At 34.9% G+C, this 25,537-nt stretch carries 24 protein-coding genes; 4 read left to right on the forward strand and 20 right to left on the reverse strand.

Features of this window, described 5'->3' with window-relative positions; translation table 11 throughout:
• Window positions 1-282: 282 nt before the first annotated feature.
• The 3 genes from MHB70_RS14440 to MHB70_RS14450 all read right to left on the reverse strand — a co-directional run bounded on the left by MHB70_RS14440 (window position 283) and on the right by MHB70_RS14450 (window position 4,386).
• A complete protein-coding gene (locus MHB70_RS14440) occupies window positions 283-1,515 on the reverse strand; it encodes a DUF4073 domain-containing protein (RefSeq protein ID WP_000754301.1) in 1,233 nt (410 codons plus the stop codon).
• Between the two features lie 197 nt (window positions 1,516-1,712).
• Window positions 1,713-3,254, reverse strand: a complete 1,542-nt coding sequence (locus tag MHB70_RS14445) for a serine hydrolase domain-containing protein (protein ID WP_000797443.1) — start codon at window positions 3,252-3,254, stop codon at window positions 1,713-1,715.
• A gap of 211 nt (window positions 3,255-3,465) precedes the next feature.
• A complete protein-coding gene (locus MHB70_RS14450) occupies window positions 3,466-4,386 on the reverse strand; it encodes a class I SAM-dependent methyltransferase (protein ID WP_073990643.1) in 921 nt (306 codons plus the stop codon).
• A gap of 213 nt (window positions 4,387-4,599) precedes the next feature.
• Here MHB70_RS14450 and MHB70_RS14455 point away from each other — a divergent pair, with 213 nt between their 5' ends.
• Together MHB70_RS14455 and MHB70_RS14460 are read left to right on the forward strand one after the other, a co-directional pair.
• Window positions 4,600-5,181, forward strand: coding sequence for an AAA family ATPase (locus tag MHB70_RS14455; protein WP_000826965.1), 582 nt, complete (start codon window positions 4,600-4,602; stop codon window positions 5,179-5,181).
• Window positions 5,182-5,331: 150 nt separating this feature from the next.
• Window positions 5,332-6,444 (forward strand): LPXTG cell wall anchor domain-containing protein, encoded by a 1,113-nt coding sequence (locus MHB70_RS14460; RefSeq protein ID WP_061530656.1) that lies wholly within the window; start codon window positions 5,332-5,334, stop codon window positions 6,442-6,444.
• Window positions 6,445-6,508: 64 nt separating this feature from the next.
• On the opposite strand, the gene MHB70_RS14465 is transcribed toward MHB70_RS14460, so the two are convergent.
• The 8 genes from MHB70_RS14465 to MHB70_RS14500 form a co-directional block, all read right to left on the reverse strand.
• Complete coding sequence (locus MHB70_RS14465) at window positions 6,509-7,180, reverse strand: ABC transporter ATP-binding protein (protein WP_000202614.1); 672 nt, start codon at window positions 7,178-7,180, stop codon at window positions 6,509-6,511.
• Window positions 7,180-8,244: an ABC transporter permease gene (locus MHB70_RS14470; RefSeq protein ID WP_061530657.1), complete on the reverse strand. Its 1,065-nt coding sequence runs from the start codon at window positions 8,242-8,244 to the stop codon at window positions 7,180-7,182. The genes MHB70_RS14465 and MHB70_RS14470 overlap by 1 nt, the downstream gene beginning before the upstream one ends.
• 329 nt (window positions 8,245-8,573) lie before the next feature.
• Window positions 8,574-9,044 carry a DinB family protein gene (locus MHB70_RS14475; protein WP_000820988.1) on the reverse strand — a complete coding sequence of 157 codons (471 nt, stop codon included), beginning with the start codon at window positions 9,042-9,044 and terminating at the stop codon, window positions 8,574-8,576.
• 201 nt (window positions 9,045-9,245) lie between these two features.
• Entirely contained in the window at window positions 9,246-10,622 is a 1,377-nt protein-coding gene (locus tag MHB70_RS14480; protein WP_061530658.1) for a sensor histidine kinase, read from the reverse strand.
• A 1-nt stretch (window position 10,623) separates the two neighbouring features.
• The gene (locus MHB70_RS14485) at window positions 10,624-11,301 is read right to left on the reverse strand and encodes a response regulator transcription factor (protein ID WP_000781961.1); all 678 of its coding nucleotides are present in this window, start codon (window positions 11,299-11,301) and stop codon (window positions 10,624-10,626) included.
• A 181-nt stretch (window positions 11,302-11,482) separates the two neighbouring features.
• Entirely contained in the window at window positions 11,483-12,322 is an 840-nt protein-coding gene (locus MHB70_RS14490) for a YitT family protein (protein ID WP_000747488.1), read from the reverse strand.
• 352 nt (window positions 12,323-12,674) lie between these two features.
• On the reverse strand, window positions 12,675-12,944 hold the full coding sequence (locus MHB70_RS14495) for a 2TM domain-containing protein (protein ID WP_000438987.1): 270 nt from the start codon (window positions 12,942-12,944) through the stop codon (window positions 12,675-12,677).
• 179 nt (window positions 12,945-13,123) lie between these two features.
• Window positions 13,124-13,765 carry an ATP F0F1 synthase subunit alpha gene (locus MHB70_RS14500; RefSeq protein ID WP_061530659.1) on the reverse strand — a complete coding sequence of 214 codons (642 nt, stop codon included), beginning with the start codon at window positions 13,763-13,765 and terminating at the stop codon, window positions 13,124-13,126.
• A 289-nt stretch (window positions 13,766-14,054) separates the two neighbouring features.
• Here MHB70_RS14500 and MHB70_RS14505 point away from each other — a divergent pair, with 289 nt between their 5' ends.
• Both MHB70_RS14505 and MHB70_RS14510 read left to right on the forward strand, forming a co-directional pair.
• Window positions 14,055-15,086: a S66 family peptidase gene (locus tag MHB70_RS14505; protein WP_000905883.1), complete on the forward strand. Its 1,032-nt coding sequence runs from the start codon at window positions 14,055-14,057 to the stop codon at window positions 15,084-15,086.
• Between the two features lie 194 nt (window positions 15,087-15,280).
• Window positions 15,281-15,676: a DUF3224 domain-containing protein gene (locus MHB70_RS14510; protein WP_000454076.1), complete on the forward strand. Its 396-nt coding sequence runs from the start codon at window positions 15,281-15,283 to the stop codon at window positions 15,674-15,676.
• Between the two features lie 200 nt (window positions 15,677-15,876).
• Here MHB70_RS14510 and MHB70_RS14515 read toward each other — a convergent pair whose 3' ends face one another.
• The 9 genes from MHB70_RS14515 to MHB70_RS14555 form a co-directional block, all read right to left on the reverse strand.
• Complete coding sequence (locus MHB70_RS14515; protein ID WP_000776365.1) at window positions 15,877-16,254, reverse strand: enoyl-CoA hydratase; 378 nt, start codon at window positions 16,252-16,254, stop codon at window positions 15,877-15,879.
• Between the two features lie 86 nt (window positions 16,255-16,340).
• Complete coding sequence (locus MHB70_RS14520; protein WP_061530660.1) at window positions 16,341-17,588, reverse strand: DUF1015 domain-containing protein; 1,248 nt, start codon at window positions 17,586-17,588, stop codon at window positions 16,341-16,343.
• Window positions 17,589-17,601: 13 nt separating this feature from the next.
• A complete protein-coding gene (locus MHB70_RS14525; protein ID WP_061530661.1) occupies window positions 17,602-18,774 on the reverse strand; it encodes a 3-phosphoglycerate dehydrogenase family protein in 1,173 nt (390 codons plus the stop codon).
• A 12-nt stretch (window positions 18,775-18,786) separates the two neighbouring features.
• On the reverse strand, window positions 18,787-19,869 hold the full coding sequence (serC, locus tag MHB70_RS14530; RefSeq protein ID WP_053445828.1) for a 3-phosphoserine/phosphohydroxythreonine transaminase: 1,083 nt from the start codon (window positions 19,867-19,869) through the stop codon (window positions 18,787-18,789).
• 207 nt (window positions 19,870-20,076) lie between these two features.
• A complete protein-coding gene (locus tag MHB70_RS14535; protein ID WP_000670800.1) occupies window positions 20,077-20,268 on the reverse strand; it encodes a DUF378 domain-containing protein in 192 nt (63 codons plus the stop codon).
• 89 nt (window positions 20,269-20,357) lie between these two features.
• Complete coding sequence (locus tag MHB70_RS14540; RefSeq protein WP_000739752.1) at window positions 20,358-21,425, reverse strand: glycoside hydrolase family 113; 1,068 nt, start codon at window positions 21,423-21,425, stop codon at window positions 20,358-20,360.
• Window positions 21,426-21,606: 181 nt separating this feature from the next.
• Window positions 21,607-22,380, reverse strand: a complete 774-nt coding sequence (locus tag MHB70_RS14545) for a DUF6612 family protein (RefSeq protein ID WP_000738997.1) — start codon at window positions 22,378-22,380, stop codon at window positions 21,607-21,609.
• A gap of 81 nt (window positions 22,381-22,461) precedes the next feature.
• Entirely contained in the window at window positions 22,462-22,827 is a 366-nt protein-coding gene (locus tag MHB70_RS14550; RefSeq protein WP_000025017.1) for a hypothetical protein, read from the reverse strand.
• Between the two features lie 286 nt (window positions 22,828-23,113).
• A complete protein-coding gene (locus MHB70_RS14555; protein ID WP_061530662.1) occupies window positions 23,114-25,504 on the reverse strand; it encodes a penicillin acylase family protein in 2,391 nt (796 codons plus the stop codon).
• Window positions 25,505-25,537 lie beyond the last annotated feature (33 nt).

Genomic DNA, 25,537 nt, shown 5'->3' on the forward strand with positions numbered 1-25,537 from the left:
ACCTTTCTGGGTTAAAAATGTATTAGAATTTCATTTTGATAAGTAAAACCGTATTAATGATTTTAACTTAATTACGGTACATGAAATTTATATCAACGATTTTTTAAATATATCGTTCATTACTTACAATATATCAACGGTTTTTCAAATATATCGATCGTAACTTGCAATATATCAACGATTTTCTTAATATATCGATCTATCGACAAAAAACGACAGACAAGCACCCATTTCTCATCAACAAAAAAAGAGCCCACACATTCAAATGCGGACTCCCTCCAATCACTTATTTACCGAAAAACGAAGTAACTGCGTTAATCCCGGCTCTAAATTCATTTCACCTTTATGACGTACGTATACAGTTTTATCTCCATCAAAATTCGGAGGATTTGCTTTATTATACGTATACCACTCATTCGTTCCTTCTATAGAGTACTCCATGTATTCAGTTGCACCGGCAATTACGTTTTTACTATCATCAGCTGTTACATCTGGTGCCATTTGCGCAACTTTTGAATCACTAACTAATAATTTCTTAATATCCTTATCACGTTTATAATCGTAAGCCGTTACGACAACATCGTTACCGTATGCTTTCACTTGCAGTCCTTGTTTAAATGAATATCCATCAGGAGCAGTTTTCTCTCCACCATTTGGTCCTGCTGACATCCAGCCTGTTTCAATCCCGCCTGTATTTACAACAGTGAAACCTTTTTCATCTCCGCCTTTAATTTTCTTTTTACCAGCCCAGTCAGGTAAGTTTAAATCCCAATGCGTATGACTCGTGAAGAAAACAACTTGCGGATAGTCTTTTAATATATCATACAATTTATCCACGTTTAAATAATCTTGTAAATATGGTGATTGTTTCGATCCGGATACCGTATCAGGTAAAACGTGATGAGAGAAAATGAAAATTGGTTTATTTTTATCTTTTTGACTATACTCTTCTAAATTTTGTTTAAGCCAACCTAATTGCTCATCACTCATATATACTTCGTCCCACATTTTTGAATCGTGGTATTTCATATATTTTTCAGTTCCTAAAAATAAAAGCGGATAACCGTCTAATTCTTTTTTATGATATACCTTTTCTTGCCCACTGAACTTCAGATAACGGTTAAATAGCGTTTCCTCAGTTACACCATTTGGCCATGTATTTTGAGAAAGTTTCCCATCAGCTGTCCATTTCCCAGCATAAAACTCATGATTCCCAACAGTTGACCATACATTTTCCGGATGTTTATTTTTGTTTAACACACGCTTCACATCATCATATTGTGACTGCTGTCCAGTTGGCGTTATATCCCCATTCATAATAAGCGCTCTAGAAAGTGGCGTCACTTTGCTCATATCTTTTAACACGTGATCAAAGTCCCCTAAATCCCCTTGAATATCACTAATAACGTTAAAAGTTGTAGCTGATTTTCGGACTTGCTCTTTCCCTTCCGCATGCACTGAAAACGTCGGTAATAATGCTGCCATAACTGCTAACGAAGCAACTGTCTTTTTCATACAAATTCTCCCCCTAATAATAGAATGTACAAACTGACATATTCTGCTTTCTCTTAGGTGCTTGTCCAATTCATATTATAGGGAGAGATTGTAAAGGCTAATGGAGTGAAAAATTAATTGTTTTTTAAGAGATTTTGTCTTTTCATTGCACTCCACAATTCGAGATTCGCGCCAATCTAGCTTTCTAGCCTTTAACATTACATACATGTAAATTTTGATGTTAAATCTTTTCGTTTCATACGTTGTTTTTTATTACTTTTAATTTTCGGGAAAAATCCACTAATTAATAATGTTATAATCCATACCATTATTAGAATAAAATTTATTGTATTACCGGAATTCAAGCTGAAAACTCTCCACAAATAGGCAGCACAAAATACGAGGATAGCAGTAATAATAAGTAAAAATGTCCTAACTACTAATCCGATGTAGGATCTCTTCTCTTGCTTAAAAATGAAAGTTCTTCTACCTTTGTACAATCTAATCACAAATAGCAGCAAATATAAACCAAGTGTGGCTCCAATAACAATTGATGTAATAGAGTTGTTTTTTCTCTGCTCAGCTAGAGAGAAGTAACTTTCAGGTAATTTTCCCGTTTCATATTCAATCCATGCGTGGTAAATATCCTGTCGTAAGTCTATACCACCTTCACCATTTGTAAGGATTACCAATCCATCCTTTGTATTAGGAATGAAACCATAAAAAGAATGCCAGCCTCGATTGTCACCAGAATGATAAAGTAATTTCCATTGATTAGATAGTTTTTTTTCAAATATACCTAAACCATTCTCCCCTAATACTAGCTTTTGCATTTCTTCAACATGTTCACTTTTGATGACACCATTCCCCTTATTATTTGCATCCATGCTTGCAAGTATCAATGTCATCATATCCGTAACATTTGTCTTAAGACCTGCAGCAGCCTGTTCGGTAAATTGGTAACTAGGGAGCTCCTCTCCAAAATATCCATAAGCTTTCGAAAGGTTATGGTTTTCAGGACGTTGTAAGAATGAACTAGATTTTATTCCTAAAGGTTTCATAATTTGTTCTTCCATATAACGATCAAACGGTATTCCGGTAACCTCTTCAATTACAAGTTGTAAAATTGTATATCCGCCACCAGAGTAAATTGTTTCTGAACCTGGTTTATTGGTAACCTCCACTGGTTCATTAAGCCATCCTTTTCCAGACAGAGATTCCTCAATAGAGTCAAGATGTTTCCCTGGTGCAACCCCGAGGTATCCTTTATGTGCAGACAGCCCTGCTGTATGACTTAACAATCTTCTTATCGTGACTTCATTATTATTAAACTCTGAATTAGGTAATTTCCATTTGGTCAGATATTTTCCAACGGGATCATCTAGTAATAAACGTCCTTCATCTACAAGATGCAAGATTCCCCACGCTGTAAGGCTTTTAGATATAGAACCAGCTTGAAACAATGTATCATCACTCACCGCTTTTTTTGTCTTTTTGTCTACATAACCGTAGTTAAGTGTATAAGCAATACGCCCCTCATGTACGATACCTATTGCAACCCCTGGTACCTCATAATTCTCCTGCCATTTTGGTACCTGTTCATCCATCTTTTTTTTGAAATTCTCTATACTTCTATTAGTCAACGTGCCCGATTCTGCCCTCACCACATTTGTAAACCATGCTTCATTCATAATGAATATACAAATCATTAAACATAAAATACTTTTGCATATTATCGATGCTTTTTGTCTATTCTTCATTTGCTACACCCCTTTTTTTCAGAATATTCTACCCATCGATTAGAATATCCCATTCTAATATCCTATTCTATCGATTTTTATTACTTAACCTTACAAAATTGTAATAAAAATCAAAGTTCTACATACTTAGGGGTTTTACTGTTCTTTATTCGAGGGCAGGAAATTTAATACAAAAAAGACACAGAGATTCCTCCCCATGCCTACTAATTTCTTACCTTTTCACCACATGCACATAATGTACCGTCTCAAAAGCTTCTAAATAATCGTTTCTTCCTTCAAAATACAATTTATTTATGTCCACTGGTGATAAGTGCTCATAAATGAGTAAGCCCGACTTTTCTAACAGTGCTTCTATTTCGGTATAAGAAAAACATGATTTCATCGGTTCTCCGCCTACCGCAGCCATTTTCACCATGTTTTCAACTCGATTGGACAACCCTTTTTCTATAAATAAGTTTTCATCAGGATAATCGAAAACGATGGAACTCCCTGCTGGAACCAAATCGAATAAACATTCTATTAAACTGGAAAGTTCCTCTTTCGTTAAATAGTACGTAACACCTAAAAGGCTAAAGAAAGTCTTTTTATTTTCAAATCCTTCATTGCGTAACTGTTCATAGGAAAATCCTTTCGTAAAATCCATGGAAACAAAATGAAGGTTATTTGGAATTTCAAATTCTGCCTCTTTCACTCTTATTTTCTTAAACGCTTGCGTAGAAGGGTGATCCACTTCAAATATTTCTATTTTATTTTCTAATTCTCGGTGCCTAAAGCTAAACGTGTCCAAACCTGCACCGAGTATGACATATTGTTTTGCTCCTAGTGTAATTTCATGTAGTAATACCTTTTCACAATATGCTGCACGTGCTAAAGGTGTTGGTGATAACTGAACTTGTGTAATCCATTTTAATATTTCTTTCGGATTATCTTCAAACTGCTCTGCAATATCTTTATTGAAAAAATGTATTCCTTGAACCATATTCATTTCAATATTGTTACGTTCTTTTTGTGAAAGAAAATCTTTAGCTACATAATCATCAAAGATTTTAGGACTATCAAACTCACTATGATATGCCCTTCCAAAAGCTGATACTAACGACGTTACACTTGCTTCACCTTGTTTCACGCACATACACTCCTTCATTTTCACAACAAAAATAGGGTCCCCCTGGCCAGGAGAACCCTATTATACACTTTATTTTTATATTGGTAAATTATAGCATAAATAAGTTTTTTTATCAAGTTTTCAGCTCGCCCTCACTCTAGCAATTTGTGTATCTTCTAGCAGGAATACTCCTTCTCGCATAGAATATTCCAGTTTATAACAGTACCAACGGAGGCTGTCATGAAAAGATTAGTTATCATTACAGTAGGGAAAACCCACAGCGAAAAAACTACATTCGCTAGAGCGCTAGAAAAAGAGTTACGTAACTCTTTCATAATGGATCAAGACAACCAAGCTGCATTTATTAACACGCATTATAAAAAATTACAGCCGACTGAAGGGCCAAATACACTAAAGCATGGTCTTTCAAAATTCATTGTTGATTATGCAAAAGCATATACAAATTTACACCTTATCATTTGTAATTCCAATCGCAGTAAAAACAGAAGAGTATATTTACTAAATGAATTATTTCCACAAAACGAATATATACGCATATTAGTCCATTTTGACATTCCTGTTGATGTCCTATATAAAAGAGTGGCTCATAGTAAACGAAGTACAAATATTTTTAGGGGTAACTATTCTAGTTTCAAAGAAATGCTCAATCGCCAACAGGCTAAATCACTGCATGAGGATACAATAGATCCTATAGAAAACGAGGCTGATCATTTGTTTATTATTCGCAATAGTAAGGATGTAAACCTTAGTATAGAAGAAATTGTTCATCTTGCTGAAGATTTGTCCCCTCCCCCTAAATAAGAGATTTTAAAAATTACATATTCTTAGATTAATATGTAAATACTTCCTCTAGTCACCGCACATGGTATATAATAATAAAATAATCTACTTCTATATGCTCAATTCTACACAAAACAGCTCATGCATATGAAAGAAAAGAGGTACAAAAATATGAAAACAAAACAAACAATCGCTGCGTCTACACTAGCTTTAGCTATGATTGCAGGCGCAAACTCGGCCCATGCGGAAGTAAACGATACTACTCCACAGCAAAATACAGGAGATCGATTAGCTGAAATTAAGCAACATAGACAAGAGTTAGATGCGAAATTACAGCAGCACAAAGAAAATGTGGATCAAACATTAAATGAACTTAACCAAGTTAAGGAAAATGTTGATACTAAGGTGAATGAACTACATGAACGTAAGCAAGTTGCTGATGAAAAAATTAACGAAATGAAACAACATAAACAAGAGTTAGATGCAAAACTTCAACAAGACAAACAAATCGTCGATGAGAAAATCAATGAGATTAAAGAGCATAAGAAACAAGTAGATGATAAAGTTGCTGAAGTAAAAGAACATAAGCAAAATATCGATAACAAGGTTAATGAGATTAAAGAACATAAACAAACTGTCGATGAAAAAGTGAATGAAATTAAGCAACATAAAGAGAACATTGATCAAAAGGTTAATGAACTTAAGGAAGTTAAAAAACAAGTAGATGAAAAATTAGCTGAGTTAAAGAAAGCGAAACAAACTGCTGAGGACAAACTTGCTGAGTTAAAAGAAAACAAGCCGAATACTGGGAATACGTTAGAGGAACTTAAGAAAATTAAAGGCAATTTAGATAGTCTTTCCGCTAACTTAGAACTAGCTAAACAAGATGTGAAAAATAAGCTAGCTGAATTACAAAAGGCTAGACAAGACTTACTAAATAAAATTAACGAAATTAAACAAGCGAAACAAACTGTTTCAGACGATTTAACAAAGAAAAAACAAGACTTAGATATTAAAATCAACGACTTTAAACATACTGAGAAAAAAATTGATGACAAATTAGCTGAGGTACATACAACGAAGCAAAATGTTGATAACAAAATTAATGAAATATCACAATCGAAACAAACGCAAGCAGATAATAGTGCTAAAAACAATAACGCTAGAGAACTTCCTAACGCTGGTAGTGAGCAATCAAATAATATGGCTTTAGGTATGTTATCTGTATTAGGCAGCGTTTTATTAGTAACACGAAATAAAATTAAAACGTTATTCTCAAAATAAAGCCATTATACTTATTAAAAACAATTATACAAAGGCCAACCGCATGTGCGGTTGGCCTTTTTCTTTATATTAACTGTCCATCTCTAAGCGTCAATATACGATCACATACATCAAGCATTCTTTCATCATGCGTAATCATAATGGCTGCTTTTTGACTTTCTTTCACTTCGCGTTTCATCATTTCAACGACTTCACGCGCACGTTTTGAATCTAAGCTTGCCGTTGGTTCATCTGCTAGTATTAAATCTGGGTTGTTCATGAACGCACGAGCGATTGCCACCCTTTGTTTTTCTCCACCAGATAGTTGATTTGGATAATGATTTTTTCTTTCTCCTAATCCAAATGCCGCTAATAGGTGATCCGCACGCTTTTCAGACTCTTGTTTGTTGTCTTTTTTCAGCTTTGCAATATAGAGTAACTGTTCTTTCACATTTAAATACGGAACAAGGTTTGCGAACTGGAAAATGAAACCGATCTTTTTCAAACGTATATCTGTCATTTCCTTTTCGGATAACTGCGTAATATTTTGTTCACGAATGTATATATCCCCTTTTGACGGCGATAATAAAGCACCCGCGATTGATAATAACGTACTTTTCCCTGATCCAGAAGGACCGACGATTCCAATAAATTCTCCGGCTTTCACATCAAGCGATATCGGATGAAGGGCTGTTACTTCCGTATGCCCTTCTCCGTACACTTTACTTACATTGTCTAATTTTAATAATGAAGTCATTACATCCCGCCTCCAATCGCTTCTAATGCATCAACTTTTAATACTTGATATAACGAAATAAGTGTTCCTAAAATACTAATGACGATAAAGATTGCTGCATATTGTGCAATCATCGGTGTTGTTAATAAGAACGGCATACCTGCTGGTAAAATTTGTTCTAATCCTTGTACAAGAACAATACTGATTACCATCGCAACGACTGATAAGAATAACGCCTGCACGACTAAGCTATTTGCTAAATAAGAGTTTTTCGTACCGATTGCTTTTAATACACCTAATTGCTGTGTTTTTTGCAACGTAATGACGTAGAAGAATACACCGATTAATAACGCAGCGATAACAAGTAAGAATGCAATGATCATCGTTAATGTTCCTTGCTCTTCTTTAAATCCTGGAATACTTTGCAGTACTTCTTTTTTATCAATAACATGAGCATTTTTAATCTCTTTATCTGTATTAAGTGCAATCGCACTATAATCTTTTTGATTTGATTGCGAGATAGCGCCCCATACATCTTCGTTTACATATACAACTGGTGTATGGCTAAACATTTGGTCTTTCGTAAATCCAACGATTGTAAATTCTTTCTTTGAAACAGGATCGATAATTGTATCCCCAATATCGATTCCTTTTTCTTTAATTGATTCGTCAGCAACCATTTCATTATTCGCTGTACCCAATTTCTCACCTTTTACAATGTTCGGTTCTAAAAATGTATCACGTTCACTTGAAAAAATAGCGACATCAACCTTTTTCGAACTATCCTTCTTTTCATACGTTGAAACTTTTACACGAAACGGAACTGCTTCTTTCTCGCCTACTTGATTTACTACGTTATCTACATCGTCTTTCTTAATTTGTGAACGAAGTAATTTATTTTCCGCATCATCTGCTAAAACGAACTTATTTGCCTCCATATTTTGAATCGATGACGCATTATCATATGATAATCCATTTGCTAATCCTGAAATAACAAGGACTAAAAATGATAATAACACCATAATAAGTCCGATTAATCCGTATCTTAATTTTGATTGTTTCAATTCACGCAGAGCTAAAAACATTTTGCTCGCTCCTTCCTCTTTCTTTCTATGCACTTATCATAAAAAAGAAATATGAACGGAATATGAACAGAAGATTACAGCGGATACTTTTGAGCTTCGGTTTAAGGAAGAACAGGTGAAAGGTACTGCCTTATAGCAAAAAAAGAAAATATTTTCTTTTTGCTATAAGGCTCAAACAAGCATAACCCCATTCTAAATTTAGGACGGGGTTATGCTTGTTTACTTTTGGATGTAAGATACTAAAATAAACATATAACAATAAGTTCATTTAAAAAATCTAAATTCCATTCAACAACAGCGCCCATGAACGGAATAACTAAAACGTTCAGTTAACGATTTGATGGCCATGCACCCTGCATTTTCCTTAATTGAATAATTTGGCCAGTATGATAAGCATCGTGAAGCATAATATCCAGTAACTTACCCTCAAGTGAATTTTGTTCAAGTTCTTTTTCAGAAATTGCACTTAATACCAGTCTTAAATTACATTGAGCATTTTCAGAACGTTCAACGACCTCCTTCCATTCCTTATCACCATTAGATTGCTTAGTAAGATAAAAGGTTTCATCACCGTCGAGATTATGTGTCCATTCACGGCCTTCCAAGTTTGCAGCAAGCCTCTCTTTGTAATAAATGAGATGATTAACGTTCTCCCAAATGGTATTCGTTGCCTCACCAGATGGTTTCCACATAGCCTGTTCGGCTGTAAGTCCTTCTATAGCATGTTTAAACGGTGCATACCAACTCTCTTTATCGAATGTTGAATCTAGTGCATTTAATAACAAATCAATTCGTTTCAAAGTAATTTCCTCCCTAAATAGCTAAAGTTTCAATAAAATCCTTATAACTCTGTAGAGATTCTACATTTTCAAATAAACTTCCTCCTGATTTCACGCTACAAACTCGTCCGATTATGCAATTAAAATGACTCATATTTTTTCACTTTACACGTATACTAGCGATAAAAAAAGAAGAGGCTGCTCCCAAACAGCCTCTTCTATCTATTTAGGAAGTTCAACCCGAACAGTCGTCCCTTCCCCTTTCGTACTATACACTGAAACGTTTCCATGATGCAGTTCAACAATCTTCTGCACAATCGATAACCCTAATCCGCTACCTTCTACGTTTCTTGCCCTTGCCGTATCTACTTTATAAAAACGATCAAAAATACGTTCCATCTCCTCTTTTTCCATGCCGATTCCGTTATCGGATATAGAAATTATAACGCTAGACTCTAACTCTTCCACGAAAAACTCAATCGTTCCAGCATCGTTTGAAAACTTAATGCTATTCGTAAAAATGTTACTCCACACTTGATGTAGTAAATTTTCATCACCTTTTATAGTAATGTCCGGCACATCAAATTCAACAGCGATATCTTTCTCACGCCATTTCCATTCGAGCATAAAAATGACGTCTTTAATTTGCTTTTGTAAATTGAATTCTTTTATTTGCAACACTTTCTCTTCTTTATCTAATGAAGCGAGCGTAAGTAACTGTTTACATAAACTAGACATTCGCTTACTTTCACCTTCAATAATTTGTAAGTAATGATTTCTTTCTTCTTCACTCATCTTTTCTGTTTGCAATGTTTTCGAAAAACCTTGTATGGAAGAAAGCGGTGACTGGAATTCATGTGAAACGTTCGAAACAAATTCTTGTCTCATTTCATCTAACTCTTTTATACTTTTCGTCATCTTTTGGAAGCTTGTAGATAACGTTCCTATTTCATCTTTTCGTTTTACGTCTAATTCAATTTCATATTCACCACTTGCAATTTTTTGCGTAGCTTTCGTAAATTTACGAATTGGGCGAACGATATATCCTGCTGCAATCGCAATAAAAATAATACTTAATAACACGATAAAACCAAGTAAAACCGCTAAGAAAATTCTCATTTCACCAAATTGTTGCTGAATGTCAGGACGAATAAATAAAGCGTATTGTTTATCACCGTGTTTTAACGGTACACCGACACTATTAATTAATTCATTATCGAAGAATCCTGTAATAAAGAGCCTCGTTGGATATGTGGAAACACCATTAAACGTTTCCCCCTGCAATACTTTACGAACCGTATCATCACTTATCGTTATTTTACGAAACGCGTTGCCGATACGCTTTCCATTCATTTGGTCGTCTACAATATAAATTTCATACCCTAACTTCGCAATAGATTGTAAATAATCATATTTATTTTCTTCATTTTGCTTTTCATATAACGATTTAACTTCCTCAGCATAGTTTAAAATCTTTTCACTATTATACGGTTTTAACTTCACTTGATAATATACATTCGTTAATAAAAAACCGATAATACTACTAAGAAGCATAATACCTACTGTCATAAAAACGAATCTAGAATATAGTGATTTCATTTTATTTCAACTCCAACTTATAGCCGAGTCCGCGCACTGTCGTAATTTGAAAATCATCTGTTCTTTTTGAGAAACGATCTCGTAGTCTCTTCACATGAACGTCAACCGTTCGTTCGTCCCCTTCGAAATCCATTCCCCATACTAATTCAATTAACTCTTCTCTTGAAAATGTTCTTCCAGGATAACTAGCTAATTGCGATAATAATTCAAATTCCTTCAGCGGAAGCAAAATCGTTTGACCGTTACACTTTACTTCAACACCTTTACGATCAATTGTCGTCCCGTGAAGTGTAATAATGTCTGCACTCAACATTTGATAACGGCGCAACAAAGCTTTCATTCGAAAAATGACTTCAGCTGGCTCAAACGGTTTTACAATATAATCGTCCGTACCAGAAATGAATCCTTTTTCTTTATCAACTAACTGATCTTTCGCAGTTAATAAAATAACCGGTATATCATGATACTTCCGGATTTCTTCACATAACGTATAGCCATCAACAAACGGCATCATAATGTCTACTATCGCAAGATGAATATTTTCCTTCTCTAAAACGTCTTGCGCTACCTTTCCATCTTCCGCTTCAAAAACTTTAAACCCCTCTTTTTGTAAATGGTAATGCAATAATTCTCTAATATGCTTATCATCATCAGCTAATAAAATATGTATCATCTTCATTAAACCCTCTCTCGTTCATCCTTCTACATCCTTACATTAAGAAACAATTGGATTTTTTGCAAGAAAAAGAAAAACAAACCAACATTTTAAGATAAATAAAAAAGAATCTATTTTGAAAAAAGATTATTCAAAATAAATTCTTACGTTTTAGTATTAAGATTATTTTAATGAAAAGTAATTTCTATGCTTTAGAAATATCAACAAATCCTTCTCCGAACACATCACGAACATCGTGTATAGCGATGAACGCAGCCGGATCTGTAGTTTGAACAATCCGTTTTAGCTTCACTACTTCTTGCTTATTAATAACAACATAAAGAATTTCCTTCGGAGTTTTCGTGTAATAGCCATGACCTGAGTACACAGTAACCCCTCTGCCCATTAAGGTAGTTACCTTCCCGGCAATTTCATTCGGGTTATCAGAAATAATCGTAATGGCTTTCTTCGGATTTAAACCTTCAATTACAAACTCCATCACTTTCGTTGCTACATATAGCATAATAATTGTTATCATCAGTTTTTCTGCACCAATGATGAAATAAGATGAAAACGCAACAATTAAATCGAAGAACAGTAAACCATAGCTAATGCTCCATCCTAAATATTTATGCGTCATCCTTGCTAAGATAGTAGTACCTGCAGTTGTTCCGCCAACGCGAATAATAAGGCCAATCCCGCACCCAATAAATATTCCTCCGAAAATGGCATTTACGAGCATTTCATCAGAAGCAATCGTCCAACCTTCTGTTAAATGAAGAAATAGCGAGTTCGTAACTACAGCGATAATCGTATAAATTGTTGTGATCTTGTTTAAAAATTTATAACCAGCTATTAACAAAATCGCATTTAAAATTAAGTTGACTAAACCTGGTGACCACTCAAATAAATAGTACGTAATAATCGTGATACCTGTTACCCCGCCCTCACCAAACTCGTTCGGGATAACAAACAAATTGACACCTAACGCAAAAAGAAATGCACCAATAATAATAAAAATAATGTCTGTCGTTCTTTTTTTCATACAGTACCTCACTTCTTATGTAAATATTTATTCTGCTATAAACTCTCACCATTATATCGTGGAATATTCAAATCGAACAGTGGTTTATTTTTATTTTAATATAGGGTAATAAATCAACTTTATCCTATATCCACATGTAATTTAAAAAGTAAAATAACTGTATTTATTATGTACTACAAATAAAGTTTTGATTTCACATGCAGTTCACCCTAAAAAATGTATATGAACACTCTCACTCGCACAAACTTCAAATACAAAGCAAATAGGCGAAGCTATAGAATAGACTTCGCCTCAAGCGTGTAATCATAGAGATTTATATGAGATTTTATATTCATAAATTCCAGAAATAAATTTACTTATCTTTCTCCATATATTCTTTAATCTTTCGTTCTTCCCACTCTTTTCCGAATATCCCAAATGGAAAAGTCGTCAATCCGTGTATAACGATACCAATCCCCCAACCTGCAAGTGGATATAAAAACCATAATTTACTTGAATCAGAACTTATATTTATAATAAAAAGCATTAAGTTCACTAGTATATAAACCGTTAAATGAATGTAAAATGCTTTTAAATTCTCCATTCTTTTTTTAGCTCGTAAATAAACATCATCTCGCTCCACCCTTAAACACCTCTTTCAATATTGTATTTTTAACCTTCGCTCCAGTGTTAACATCATATTCTAATCGGAAATCCAGTATTCTCAAAAAAACATAAAACAAAAAAGTACCCATCGAATTATCATACATATGATGATTCGATGGGTACTGCATGATACATTTGTTATTTACAAGCGTCTAATTAAGACCAAATCCAAACATCATCATTATTTTCAACGTCGCTCTTTACCTCATGAACTTTTTCAATGTTGTCCGTTGTGTTCCAGTTAATAGAACTTCCGCCCCATCCTACAAACTTCATATCAATTTTTACTTTCTCACCAGTATGAAATACTTGTCCCTTTGTTAAGAAAACGTCAATACTATCTTTCTTCCCATTTAGTGATGGATACTCAACTACGACATACTTAGTAGAACCGTCTCCCTCATCTTCCATCGTTCCTATTTTTGATACTTCGCCAATTACATAATCAGGTGAGCCATCTTCTTTCATGTGCATACCTAACTTGTTTGTTGTATTTTCAAATGCAGTTGCAACCATATATTCTGTAAAATTACGCATCATAGATCCAGTCGCTTTTACTTCGTCTCCTACTTTCACGTTTGAAAGTGAATCCATATACACACTAACAGGTTCCTCATATTGCTTAGATTTCACAATAATTACACCGTTATCTACTTCCACTACGCGTCCTTCTAACGTCGAGAAATTCGATTCGATAGAAGCTGCACTTGCTTTTGTTACTTCTAATCCTGGTACATTCGTTCCTGATAATGCTGCGATACCTAAAGCACCTGCTAAAATTATTTTTTTCATACCCATTATGTACATCTCCATTCATGATGATTTTATTTGTTTGATTGGCTACGACCAACCTGTAATCATTATAGTTACAGGTTGTAGAAATAACAACCACTTTTCTCATGCAATGTTGCATACTGTAATTTTCAAATATTAATCGACTATTCCTATATTCAGCACTACTGCTAAATTCTTGAATAACAGCAGGTAAACGGATTGATGATGAAGAAACTACTGTCATGCATCATATTTTTCAATGCTACGGTTTGTATAATCGTAGTTCATTACATTATGTAGAGGCGGAGTTCATATGTTAATAAAACCAAACAGATTACAGGCAGGAGATATTGTAGCAACAGTAAGTGCTTCATGGGGAGGAGCGGGTGATTCTAAGCTAAGATGGCGTTATGAGCAAGGAGTAAAGAGATTAGAAGAAGTATTCGGGCTTACAGTTATCCCAATGCCAAATAGTTTAAAAGGTAGCGAATACCTTTATAACAATCCAGGGGCTCGTGCGGAAGATTTAATGACAGCATTTAAAGATACGCGTGTTAAAGCAATTATTACGAATATTGGTGGCGAAGATAGTATCCGTTTACTACCTTATATTGATTTTAATGTGATACGTGAAAATCCGAAAATCTTTATGGGGTACTCTGACGATACCGTGTCACACTTATTTTGTCATAAAGCAGGAATTTCCTCTTTTTACGGTCCAGCAATCTTAACCGATTTTGCTGAAAATATAGAGATGGATTCATATACGATTGAAACAGTGAATCGAACTCTCTTTTCAAATGAGATTATTGGTGAAATTCAACCAGCTAACGAATGGACGAGTGAGCGTTTAGAATGGATAGAAATAAATAAGGATACAAGACGTACGATGCAGCAAAACAACGGATATGAGGTCCTTCAAGGATCTAGGACTGTACGAGGGCGTTTAATTGGTGGTTGTATTGAAGTATTGGAATTCGTAAAAGGAACGGAACTTTGGCCTGAGAAAAAGCATTGGGAGAATAGTATTCTATTCTTTGAAACATCTGAAGAACATCCAGAACCAAATTATATAAAGTATTGGTTGCGAAATTATGCAGCGCAAGGCATTCTGCAAAAAGCAAAGGGAATCATCTTCGGTAAACCGAAAGACGAAACATATTATGAAGAATATAAACAGGCAATACTTAAGATTATGAAGGAAAATAATTTAGAAGATTTGCCGATTCTTTATAATTTAAATTTTGGCCATACTGAACCGAAGTTTATTTTACCTTACGGTGCGATGGCAGAAATTGATTGTGAAAATGGATCTTTCTCTATTTTGGAAAGTGGAGTGGAGTGAAACTTTCAATAAGTAAAGCCATAAGTTTTATAATTATGTTTTCCTGATCCTAGCGTATTTTTATTTTATTAGCTTGATAGCGATATGGCAGGACTCAAATCAATAAAAACACTCCTATGAGATATGACTGTGAATTGTTACTTTTTAAATGATATGGAGATTACTTATCTAATGATAAAGGGGGATTTACGTGTATGGAAGTAACATTTACAGTAAGGAAATGGGATGAAAAACCAATTGATGATACTAGAAAAGATTTCCCTATTAATATTGCCCATGTTGAATATGATATTGATGGGGAATTAAAAGGAAAAGCTTTTGTTGAATACTTATTATATTATTTAGACTCAAATATAAATGATGGTCACTTGGCTACTGCTAAAATTTCTGGATTTTTACACTTTGAAGGAATTTATAAGGGGCAACAAGGAACATTTACAGCTATAGAGCAAGGAATATTTGATAAAGGAAATTTAGATTCCCCAGGAACAATTATTAAAGCTACCGGTAACTTAGAAAGTCTGAGAGGGTCCTATAACTATCAGTTTACAGGTCAAACTAGTAAACTAATTTTAGAATTTGAAATTTAGCAAAATACCCTATAATTTAGTGGAAAGGACATTTCTTGTAATACTAAGAATGTCCTTTTTATTGACGAGCTTATCCAACTATTTTCTAATCGTTAAGAAAAGAACAGAGTATAATACATAAAATTTTCGTTATGGGTGGGAATTAAAACTCTAAGCCTGAGAGGCATGGGCTCCCACTTATTCATTACTTCTCCTACCAATTAAAGAATAATCCCTGAAAAACTCCCCTTCAATACTTCTTTTTCAAGTTGATTCATACATGTAAACATCGCAATAATCTTCGTACGATTTTTTTCATCGGGTTCAAATTTTTCAATTGTTACGTCACATCGAATCGTATCCCCACTAAAAACGGGACGTAAAAATTCAAAATCCATCTTGCGAGCTAATACGTTATAATCACCGCCAACTTTCGTAGGCAGTGTTGATGTTAAAAGTCCTTGTACAACAAATCGCCCTTGTTCATCAGGTGTAACATGATGAACTCCCTCATCCTTAGATACCTCTGTAAATAAAACAACATCTTCTCTTGTAAACGTTCGCTCAAAGGTGATTTTTTCGCCTACTTGCAATTTCATTGATACCCCTCCTCGAAAACACTTTTAAAATAAGAAAAACCGAAACTAAAAATCATTTCGGTTTTTCAATCTAAAGAAGTCTATATTTACTTTAAAGAATGTACAAACAACCCACTGCGCAGTTTCGGTTCAAACCACGTCGATTTTGGCGGCATGACTTCCCCAGCGTCTGCGATTGCTAATAAATCTTCCATTGACGTTGGATATAATGAGAACGCTGCTTTATATGCACCGCTGTTCACAAGGCGCTCTAGTTCTTCTAACCCGCGTATTCCGCCTACAAAATCGACGCGTGAATCAGATCGCGGATCATGTATTTCAAGTACTTGGCTTAATAGATGGTCTTGCAGAATAGACACATCTAAACCTTTCACAAGATCGTTCGCATCAAACGTTTCCTCTTTCACAGTGAGCTTATACCACTTCTCGTTTATATACATACCAAATGTTTTCGGCTCATTCGGTTTATACGGAGAAACATTTGCTTCTTCTACATAAAAATACTGCGTAATTTGCTTTAAAAACTGTTCCTCTGATAAGCCATTTAAATCTTTCACAACTCGGTTATAGTCCCAAATTGATAATTCATCGTGAGGGAATAGAACGGATAAGAAGAAATTAAATTCCTCTTCTCCTGTATAATTCGGATTTTGTTCTCTTCGCATAAGTCCTACTTTTGCTGCTGATGCAGAGCGATGATGTCCATCTGCAATGTACAAGTTCGGAATATCTTCAAATGCGTTTACTAAAGTGACAATTACACTTTCATCTGCAACCTTCCAAGCAACATGCTCAACACCATCTTCTGCTGTAAATGTATAAATTGGCGCATGTTCTTCTTTCCAGCTGCTAATGAAACGTTTCACTTCATCTTTTGTACGGTACGTTAAAAAGATAGGGCCCGTATTTGCATCACACACATCAACGTGACGGATGCGATCTAATTCTTTTTCATGACGCGTTCTTTCGTGTTTTTTAATTGTATCATCATCATACTCATCAATAGATGTACAAACGACAAGTCCTGACTGCGTTCTTCCTTGCATCGTCAGCTCATAAATGTATAATGCTGGCTCCTCATCTTGAATGAACACTTCTTCTCGTATAAATTGCTTTAAATTTTCACCCGCTTTTTCATATACGCGATCATCGTACGGTGAAAATGCCGGATCTAAATCGATTTCTGCTTTATCAACGTGTAAGAAAGAATACGGATTGCCTTTTACAACTTCTCTTGCCTCTTCACTATTTAATACGTCATACGGTAAAGCCGCAACTTGTGCTGCTTTTTCTTCTACTGGACGAATGGCCCGAAACGGTCGGATTTTTGCCAACTTCCTCTCTCCTTTACACAATCATTCGAACGGCTACAACACCTGAAATTTTGCTTATATTTTCCACAACATTCTCTTTAATTATATCATCAATTCCGTTATCAATATCAATCATTGTATACGCCCAAGAATGTTTACTACGATTAATCATATCCGCAATATTTATATGATGTTCTGCTAAACATCCTGTAATTTGTCCTACCATGTTCGGAACGTTTTGGTGCATAATTGTAATACGTTTCTTTCCGATATACGGAAGTTCTACGTTAGGATAGTTGACTGAATTACGAATATTTCCTGTCTCTAAATATTCACGTAATTGACGTGCAGCCATTACTGCACAATTTTCTTCCGATTCAGATGTAGATGCACCAAGATGGGGCGTCGCTGTTACATTTTTCATCTTAATCACATTTTCATTCGGGAAATCCGTTACGTAATGTGTAATAACATCTTCTTCTAATGCTTTTTGAAGAACATTTTCATCTACAAGTTCCCCTCTTGAGAAATTGAATAGACGTATTCCTTTTTTCATCGTCTCTATAGCATGTTCACCAATAAGCCCCTTCGTTTGATTCGTAAGAGGAATATGAAGTGTAATATAATCACACGTTGCAAAAATTTCATCTAGGCTAAACGCTCTTTGCACATGTGTAGAAAGGCGCCAAGCTGTTTCAACTGAAATGTAAGGATCATATCCGACAACGTCCATTCCTAAAGCTAGCGCATCATTCGCGACTAAAGCACCAATTGCACCAAGGCCAATAACCCCTAGACGTTTCCCCGCAATTTCTGATCCAACAAATCGTTTTTTCCCTGATTCAACAAGCTGAGGTACTTCTTCACCCTCTAGATTTTTCGTCCAGCTTACCCCATTAATAATGTTACGTGAAGACATAATAAGACTTGCGATAATAAGTTCCTTTACGGCATTCGCATTAGCCCCTGGCGTGTTAAATACTACAATTCCCTTTTCCGTACATCGATCGACAGGAATATTATTTACACCCGCACCAGCTCTTGCAATCGCCTTTAAATCTTTTGAAAACTCTTCTTGATGTAAAGAATAGCTGCGAAGTAAAATGCCGTCTGGATGATCCATTCTATCCCCTACTTCATAGCGCTCTCCGCCAAGAACTTGCAAACCTTTTTCTGCAATTTGATTTAACGTTTGAACACGAAACATATCCCCATCTCCCTATCTATTTTCAAGCTCAAATTCTTTCATATAATCTACTAATTGCTGTACACCTTCCACTGGCATCGCATTGTAAATACTAGCGCGCATGCCACCTACTGAACGATGTCCTTTTAACGTAACGAACCCGCGTTCCTTCGCTTTTTGTAAAAACTGATTATTTAATTCTTCTGACGGTGTTGTAAACGGAATGTTCATAAGTGATCGATACGTAGGATCAACTGGTGAAGTAAACAATTTAGATTCATCTAAGAAATGATAAAGAAGTGACGATTTCATTCTATTTTGTTCTTCAATCGCAGATACCCCGCCTTGTTCTTTTAACCACTCTAGTACAAGCTTCGTTACGTAAATACTAAAGGATGGCGGTGTATTATATAAGGAGTTATTTTTACTATAAGTTTCATAGTTTAACATTGTAGGACAAGAGCAATCTGCCCCGCCAATTAAATCTTTTTTTATAATAGCAATCGTTAAGCCCGCTGGCCCTAAATTCTTTTGTGCTCCCGCATATATGAGGCCAAACTTCGTAACATCATATCGTTCTGATAAAATATTTGAGGACATATCCGCAACTAGCGGCACTTCTTCGAGATGTGGAATATCCACATATTTTGTCCCCTCAATTGTATTATTCGTTGTTATATGTACATAATCTAGTTTTTCATTACCGAGTAAACCATCCAATTTAGGAATCGTAGTAAACTTCTCTTGTTCAGAAGAAGCAATCACTTGTACTTCCCCTACTTTTTCTGCTTCTTGCAGTGCCTTTTTAGACCATGAGCCAGTCAGTACATAACCTGCTTTTTTGTACGTATTCATTATATTTAACGGTATCATAGAAAATTGTAATGATGCACCGCCCTGTAAAAGTAAAACTTCATACCCATCAGGAATGTTCATTAATTCACGAAGCAGGCTACTCGCTTCATCAATAATACTTTGAAAACAAGAAGATCGATGACTCATTTCCATAATAGACATGCCTGTCCCGTTATAATTTAAAAGCTCCTTTTGCACCTTCTCTAAAACTGGCAAAGGGAGTATTGATGGTCCTGCAGAAAAATTATACACTCTCTCCATCACCCGGATGACCTCCCTATTTCTCATTTTGTTATTTTTTAAACTTTCTGAATTATAACCCACAATACAATATACGGTCAATTTCTTTTCTATTATTATGTCTCAAGACGCGATGGAATCGCTTGCACGTGCATACTATATGTAAACATATAAAAAAGTGTTAAGTACATAATCGTACTTAACACTTTAATAATAGAAGAATAATAGCTAATTGTCCGTAAAGAACCGATCAAAAATTTGATAAATAGCAGAAAGACCAAAGAGCCAATAAATAGTGTCCACAAGCGCCGGCATAGAACCAAACCATTTCTCAACTACATTGTAATCTAACGCTACAAACAACCAATTCAAACCGCCAAGAATCACCAAAATTACTGTAAGGTAAGACAAAAATTTCATTATGATTGCCCCCTAGGTGATAAGATGGTGAAAGGCCTTTCACTAGAAATATATGTAGGAAACTTCAAAACTTACCTATTTTATAAAATTTATTTTCGATACCATCCGTTAATAACTGCCTCTGCTTCTTTACTATGTATTTGATACGCATGTGTACTATCATTAGAGCCAATAAACCAAATTGAAAAACCTTTAAAATATGGTTTCGGTTCTAATACATCTCGGTAAGCGCGCCAGCCATTTAATTGTACATCTTTTGAAAATACATTTGAAACATCTGGATTCCATGGATTTTGTAGTCCTAGTTCACGCGCTGGTACGTTAAATCCACCAAAATAAACTGGCTTTCCTGTTGCATTATGTAATTGTTCCAGTTGTTGAACAACATTTTGTCCACGATTATATACTGTTGTCGCGAATAAACTTTGCTTCACTTCTTCGTATGATGGATTCCTTTTTCCTGAAACTTCAAACCAACTATCGATACTAACAATATCCACCTTTTTTAAATACGGACGATTTATTTTCTCTTTAAACTTCGCTTCATACGAAGGGTCCCAGCTTGCTGTTAACCACCAGTTCATTTGATACAAAACATTTCCTTTATACTGCTGACGGACAAAATTAATCGTATCGTTCCAATATCCTTCTGCATATTCCATATTAACGAAATTAGAAGCAATCTTTAGTCCATACACATTGTATTTACTTGTAATAGAATTAAAAATATCTTGTAGAATAACCGTTTTCCAATTCCAGAAGAAATCATTAATATTACTTGGATTCCATTCTGTTTCTCCAACATTCCCCTGCTGAATATATGGGAACGGTTCCACTATAACTTGAATATTACGCTTTAATAATTCTTGAATTAAAATGATAGCCTGTTTCTTTTGCGCCTGATTAATTACCATGTTAGTAGAAGTCACATTCGGAATATCTACTTGAATCGGTACATTTACTGTATTTAAATTTAAGCGCTCTACATCAGCTAACACTTTCGCTACATTTCCAACTTCCCATACCGTTACGTTTCCTGATTTTATTTTTCCAGGTTGAACAGTATTTACATCTGCCTGTACGTTTCCTTGAAAACAAAAAGAAAACAACATAATAAACACTCCTAAAAAACTTATTAAACTCTTATTTTTCTTCACAACTTTCCCCCTATAATTTTTGACTTTCTTGATTATTTTATACAATGTTTCACATATATTCCAGAAAAAATTACATGAAGTTTTCATTAATAAAAGCATTATTCATATAATTCTCCTGAAAATAGTAAGATAAATAAAAAAGAGCGGATTTCCGCTCTTTTTTATCCTTTTACAATTGAAATTATTGAATCCCTTCTGGTAACTTAATTGAATCAAACTTTTCATATGAATCAATCTTTATACTCACAACTGCATCCAACTTTTCCTTATCTGTACTAGCTTTTTTATCTGCGTTACTTTCACTCACTTTTATAGTTGTTCGCATCTCTTCAAATTTATAATCTTTTGTTATTATATATTCAATGTTAAAAGCATCCATATTAAACCCTTCCGTTAATTTTTTCATATCTCCATTAATTTTTTGTAACGTATCTACTGCTTCTTTTCCTTTTAATTCAAGTGTAAGTTTATATGTGTCCCCATCCTTCTTTGCTTTCATTTTCTTAGCCAAAGCTTCCGGTAAATCTAACTCATTCAGTAAATTTTTACTGACCATTACATCATTTACATTAAATTGATCATTAGGTATTGTAACTAACTCTCCTGTATCAGGGTTTTTCACTTGAGCAGCGACCTTTCCATCTACTTCATACGTTACAATATCTGTACCACTTATTTTCATTTCAGCTCTAGAATTCTTCAGTTTCGGCTCCATCTGTATTTTCATTTTAATCTCTTCTGATTGGCTGCTCCCCTTCATTGACATAAGAGATGTCAATGTAAGATATTCCTCTTGTTTTAATCCGTCAGCTGCTTTTTTAAAAATATCCTTCGCTACTAACTCTTTTTCTTTTTTTACAGATACTGTTTTAGGTCCACTTGTTTTTTCACTGCTACAACCAGTTGTTAAACCTACTATTAGAGCCAAACTAGATATTACAACCATTTTCTTCATACTGATTCTCCCCATTTCCCGCTTAAAAATATTTTCATTTCATGTATAGTAAATCAACTGAAATAAATATATATACAATAATTATTTAACCTCTAAACTAAACCAGTTATTCAATCCGTATACTAACGTAACTAATGCTCCTATTACACCAAAAACAACAATATTTATACCAATTGATGAACCTAATAAAACAGCCATCATTGACACCATCAGTAATAGCATGGCGATACTATTTATCTTAATTTCTACTATGTCGCCATCCTTTACTTTCTTTTCTTTACTTCCAAAAAAAAATTGTTTTACTTTAATATTCGCTTCATCTAATTCAAAAGGAAACGTATATTCTTCGTTATTCTCAAGTTTCATTACTACTTCGTTATCTACCTTTACTGCAACTCTTGCTGCTCCGCCCATTATCCCTGTTGCTCTTATTACTTTAATGCTCATATTAAATCCCCCTATTAGATTTCACTGCAACTATTAAGAAATTCCCCTTGTTGCACACTACTTCATCCTCCGTTTAATAAACATAATATTCCAAAAGGTATTATAACAAGTCCCAGTACAATTTTTTGTCAAAATTTGTCGTTTTTCTACAAAAAGGATATTTTATCCATTACCGTAGAAAAAAGACTCTTACAATAGTAAGAGTTTTTTTTCTAAAGTAACACTTTCATTAGCGGAAGGATTATTACTTCATTAAGCAGTCTCACCCGCAAACAAAAACATACTATCACTTCGGCTGTAAAGTTAATACTTTCCCTTCAATTCCATCTGTATTTAAAGTAGTCATATGATACGTGCCATTTACCCAATCATCTATTTGATCATGATACCAATCGCTTCTAAAATGTCCTGACTGTCCTGGCCCTACGATATGATAACCGTTTGACATATCTTTCGTATCTATGACAAATCGCCAAGAAGCACCATGATTTACAATACCGTTATCTCCATAACTCGCTGCTTGAACGGTAACTTGGCTTCCGCCAATTGGAACTGGCTTCTCACGATTAAAAGCAAATAACGCTAACATACTAGATGATTTCGAAATTGGATGTGTAAAAGCAAGTTGATGGTAATCGCCCCACTTCCACTCTGCAACATCGGTTCCATACTCCTTCTGCAATTTTTTCATTACATTCTCGTACGATGTATGCACAACTTTTGTGAAGCCTCCATACTTAGAAAACCATAAACTATTTTCCCCGGCTACTTGTTTCCGAATTAATTCATCAACAACTTGTGACTTTCCTTCAAATAACTCCATCACATCTTTCGGTATTTCTTTTGAAAATAACGTATTCGAAATCTCTTTCATTAACAAATGAAAAATTAATGGTGCCGCTTCATCTTTACTATCGTAAAAGTTCCACTTTGTTAATTGTTTTACGCCTTCTTTCTCTACTTCATTTAAAGTTGTTTTATGTAACTCTTTTAAAAATATTGAAGTAAACTCTTTCCCGTATAAATTCTTTTGGTCCATCTGTAATTCTTCTAAATCTTTCACCGTATACTTTTCCTTCTCTTGCAAAAACTCTTGAATACGCATTTGTCTATATGGCTGCGCCCACGTATTGCTAATATGGTATGGATAATTATCATCAACAATTTTATTATTCGCAGTTGAAATAAATCCTTCTTTCGGATTTATTACTTTTGGCAGCTGATCAAACGGGATATATCCTTCCCATTCATATTCATCTGTCCATCCTGGAACTGGCAAACTACCATCACCTTTTTTGCGCACTGGTATATTTCCATTCGCTTTATAAGCAATCGTGCCATCGTTTGATGCAAACACAAAGTTTTGAGTTGGTGTATGAAAATCTTGTAGAGCCGTTTCAAACTCATTCCAGTCTTTCGCTTTATTCATATTTAATACAGCCTTTAATTCAGCTGAAGGCTCCAAAGCAGTCCATTTCAAAGCGAATACTGTTTTCGTTTTTCCCTTCTCCTTATCCGCAAACTCTGAAATGACTGGACCATGCCTCGTAACAGTAACGTTATACGGAATGGTTCTCCCGCCTTTTACTTTAATAGATTCGTCAACAACAGTAGCCTTTTCCCACTTATCGTTATACAAAAATTCATTTTCATTATTAGGGTTTCTCTTTTCAATATATAAATCTTGCACATCAGGACCGGTATTCGTAACGCCCCATGCTATTTTGTCATTGTGTCCTAATATAACACCTGGCACTCCAGCGAAAATAACGCCACTCACATTTAAATCTCTCATTTCAAGTCTCGTTTGATACCATATAGAAGGTGTCGCAAGAGATAAATGAGGGTCATCCGCTAAAATTGGCTTACCTGACGCACTCTTCTCACCGCTCACAACCCAGTTATTACTACCGTTAAACTCCGGCGGAATTATTGTTTTTGAAAAACTTTGTGCTACGTCCACATTTGTATTTTTCAGTTCAGCGAGCAATCTAGGGGCATCTTTCGGATATGTAGGAAATAGCTCATTTGCTTGCTCTTTCGGAAGATTTTTCAGCACCCAATAACGAAACGCTTGTCCGTGCCAATGTCCTCCTAAATCAAACGCCATATACTTCCCAATCGTTAAAGTATCAACAATTGACCATTCAGCAGGTTCATAACCTAATATAGTAAATTCAACTTGCAATCTCTTTTCCGCTTTCGCTTCACGTATAAAAGCGTTCACCCCATCAGCAAATGACTGCAAAGCAAATTTTGCTTCCCCATCATATTGACTAACAGACGCTTCTGCTGCTCGCCGTAAACCGAGCGTTCGAAACAATTTATCTCTATCAACGGCTGCTTCTCCAACAACTTCACTTAACATACCAGAAGCTTGCCTTCTACTTAAATCCATTTGAAATAAGCGATCTTGTGCTTGCACATACCCTTGCGAAAAATATAAATCATGTGCATTTTCCGCTTTAATATGCGGTACCCCGTTACTATCTCGTTTCACCGTAACAGCATGTTGTAAATCCTCTAGCTTTATCGTTCCATCTATCTTTGGCATAGATCTCAGCGTATATACGTTCAAAAAAATCACACTGCAAATAATCAATAAAAGAACGATACTACTAGACCAAATAAAAATTCTCTTACCTCTAGTTCGTTTCTTCTTTATAACAACTTCCATATAACCCCTCCTTTCTCAAACTATTCGCTTCTA

This window comes from Bacillus sp. FSL M7-1020 (genome assembly GCF_038050415.1).
GTDB lineage: Bacteria > Bacillota > Bacilli > Bacillales > Bacillaceae_G > Bacillus_A > Bacillus_A toyonensis.

Coding starts and splice junctions, on each gene's coding strand:
- MHB70_RS14440 (WP_000754301.1), bottom strand. CDS start 1,515: ATGAAAAAGACAGTTGCTTCGTTAGCAGTTATGGCAGCATTATTACCG.
- MHB70_RS14445 (WP_000797443.1), bottom strand. CDS start 3,254: ATGAAGAATAGACAAAAAGCATCGATAATATGCAAAAGTATTTTATGT.
- MHB70_RS14450 (WP_073990643.1), bottom strand. CDS start 4,386: ATGTGCGTGAAACAAGGTGAAGCAAGTGTAACGTCGTTAGTATCAGCT.
- MHB70_RS14455 (WP_000826965.1), top strand. CDS start 4,600: ATGAAAAGATTAGTTATCATTACAGTAGGGAAAACCCACAGCGAAAAA.
- MHB70_RS14460 (WP_061530656.1), top strand. CDS start 5,332: ATGAAAACAAAACAAACAATCGCTGCGTCTACACTAGCTTTAGCTATG.
- MHB70_RS14465 (WP_000202614.1), bottom strand. CDS start 7,180: ATGACTTCATTATTAAAATTAGACAATGTAAGTAAAGTGTACGGAGAA.
- MHB70_RS14470 (WP_061530657.1), bottom strand. CDS start 8,244: ATGTTTTTAGCTCTGCGTGAATTGAAACAATCAAAATTAAGATACGGA.
- MHB70_RS14480 (WP_061530658.1), bottom strand. CDS start 10,622: ATGAAATCACTATATTCTAGATTCGTTTTTATGACAGTAGGTATTATG.
- MHB70_RS14485 (WP_000781961.1), bottom strand. CDS start 11,301: ATGAAGATGATACATATTTTATTAGCTGATGATGATAAGCATATTAGA.
- MHB70_RS14490 (WP_000747488.1), bottom strand. CDS start 12,322: ATGAAAAAAAGAACGACAGACATTATTTTTATTATTATTGGTGCATTT.
- MHB70_RS14500 (WP_061530659.1), bottom strand. CDS start 13,765: ATGGGTATGAAAAAAATAATTTTAGCAGGTGCTTTAGGTATCGCAGCA.
- MHB70_RS14505 (WP_000905883.1), top strand. CDS start 14,055: ATGTTAATAAAACCAAACAGATTACAGGCAGGAGATATTGTAGCAACA.
- MHB70_RS14510 (WP_000454076.1), top strand. CDS start 15,281: ATGGAAGTAACATTTACAGTAAGGAAATGGGATGAAAAACCAATTGAT.
- MHB70_RS14515 (WP_000776365.1), bottom strand. CDS start 16,254: ATGAAATTGCAAGTAGGCGAAAAAATCACCTTTGAGCGAACGTTTACA.
- MHB70_RS14525 (WP_061530661.1), bottom strand. CDS start 18,774: ATGTTTCGTGTTCAAACGTTAAATCAAATTGCAGAAAAAGGTTTGCAA.
- serC (WP_053445828.1), bottom strand. CDS start 19,869: ATGGAGAGAGTGTATAATTTTTCTGCAGGACCATCAATACTCCCTTTG.
- MHB70_RS14535 (WP_000670800.1), bottom strand. CDS start 20,268: ATGAAATTTTTGTCTTACCTTACAGTAATTTTGGTGATTCTTGGCGGT.
- MHB70_RS14545 (WP_000738997.1), bottom strand. CDS start 22,380: ATGAAGAAAATGGTTGTAATATCTAGTTTGGCTCTAATAGTAGGTTTA.
- MHB70_RS14550 (WP_000025017.1), bottom strand. CDS start 22,827: ATGAGCATTAAAGTAATAAGAGCAACAGGGATAATGGGCGGAGCAGCA.
- MHB70_RS14555 (WP_061530662.1), bottom strand. CDS start 25,504: ATGGAAGTTGTTATAAAGAAGAAACGAACTAGAGGTAAGAGAATTTTT.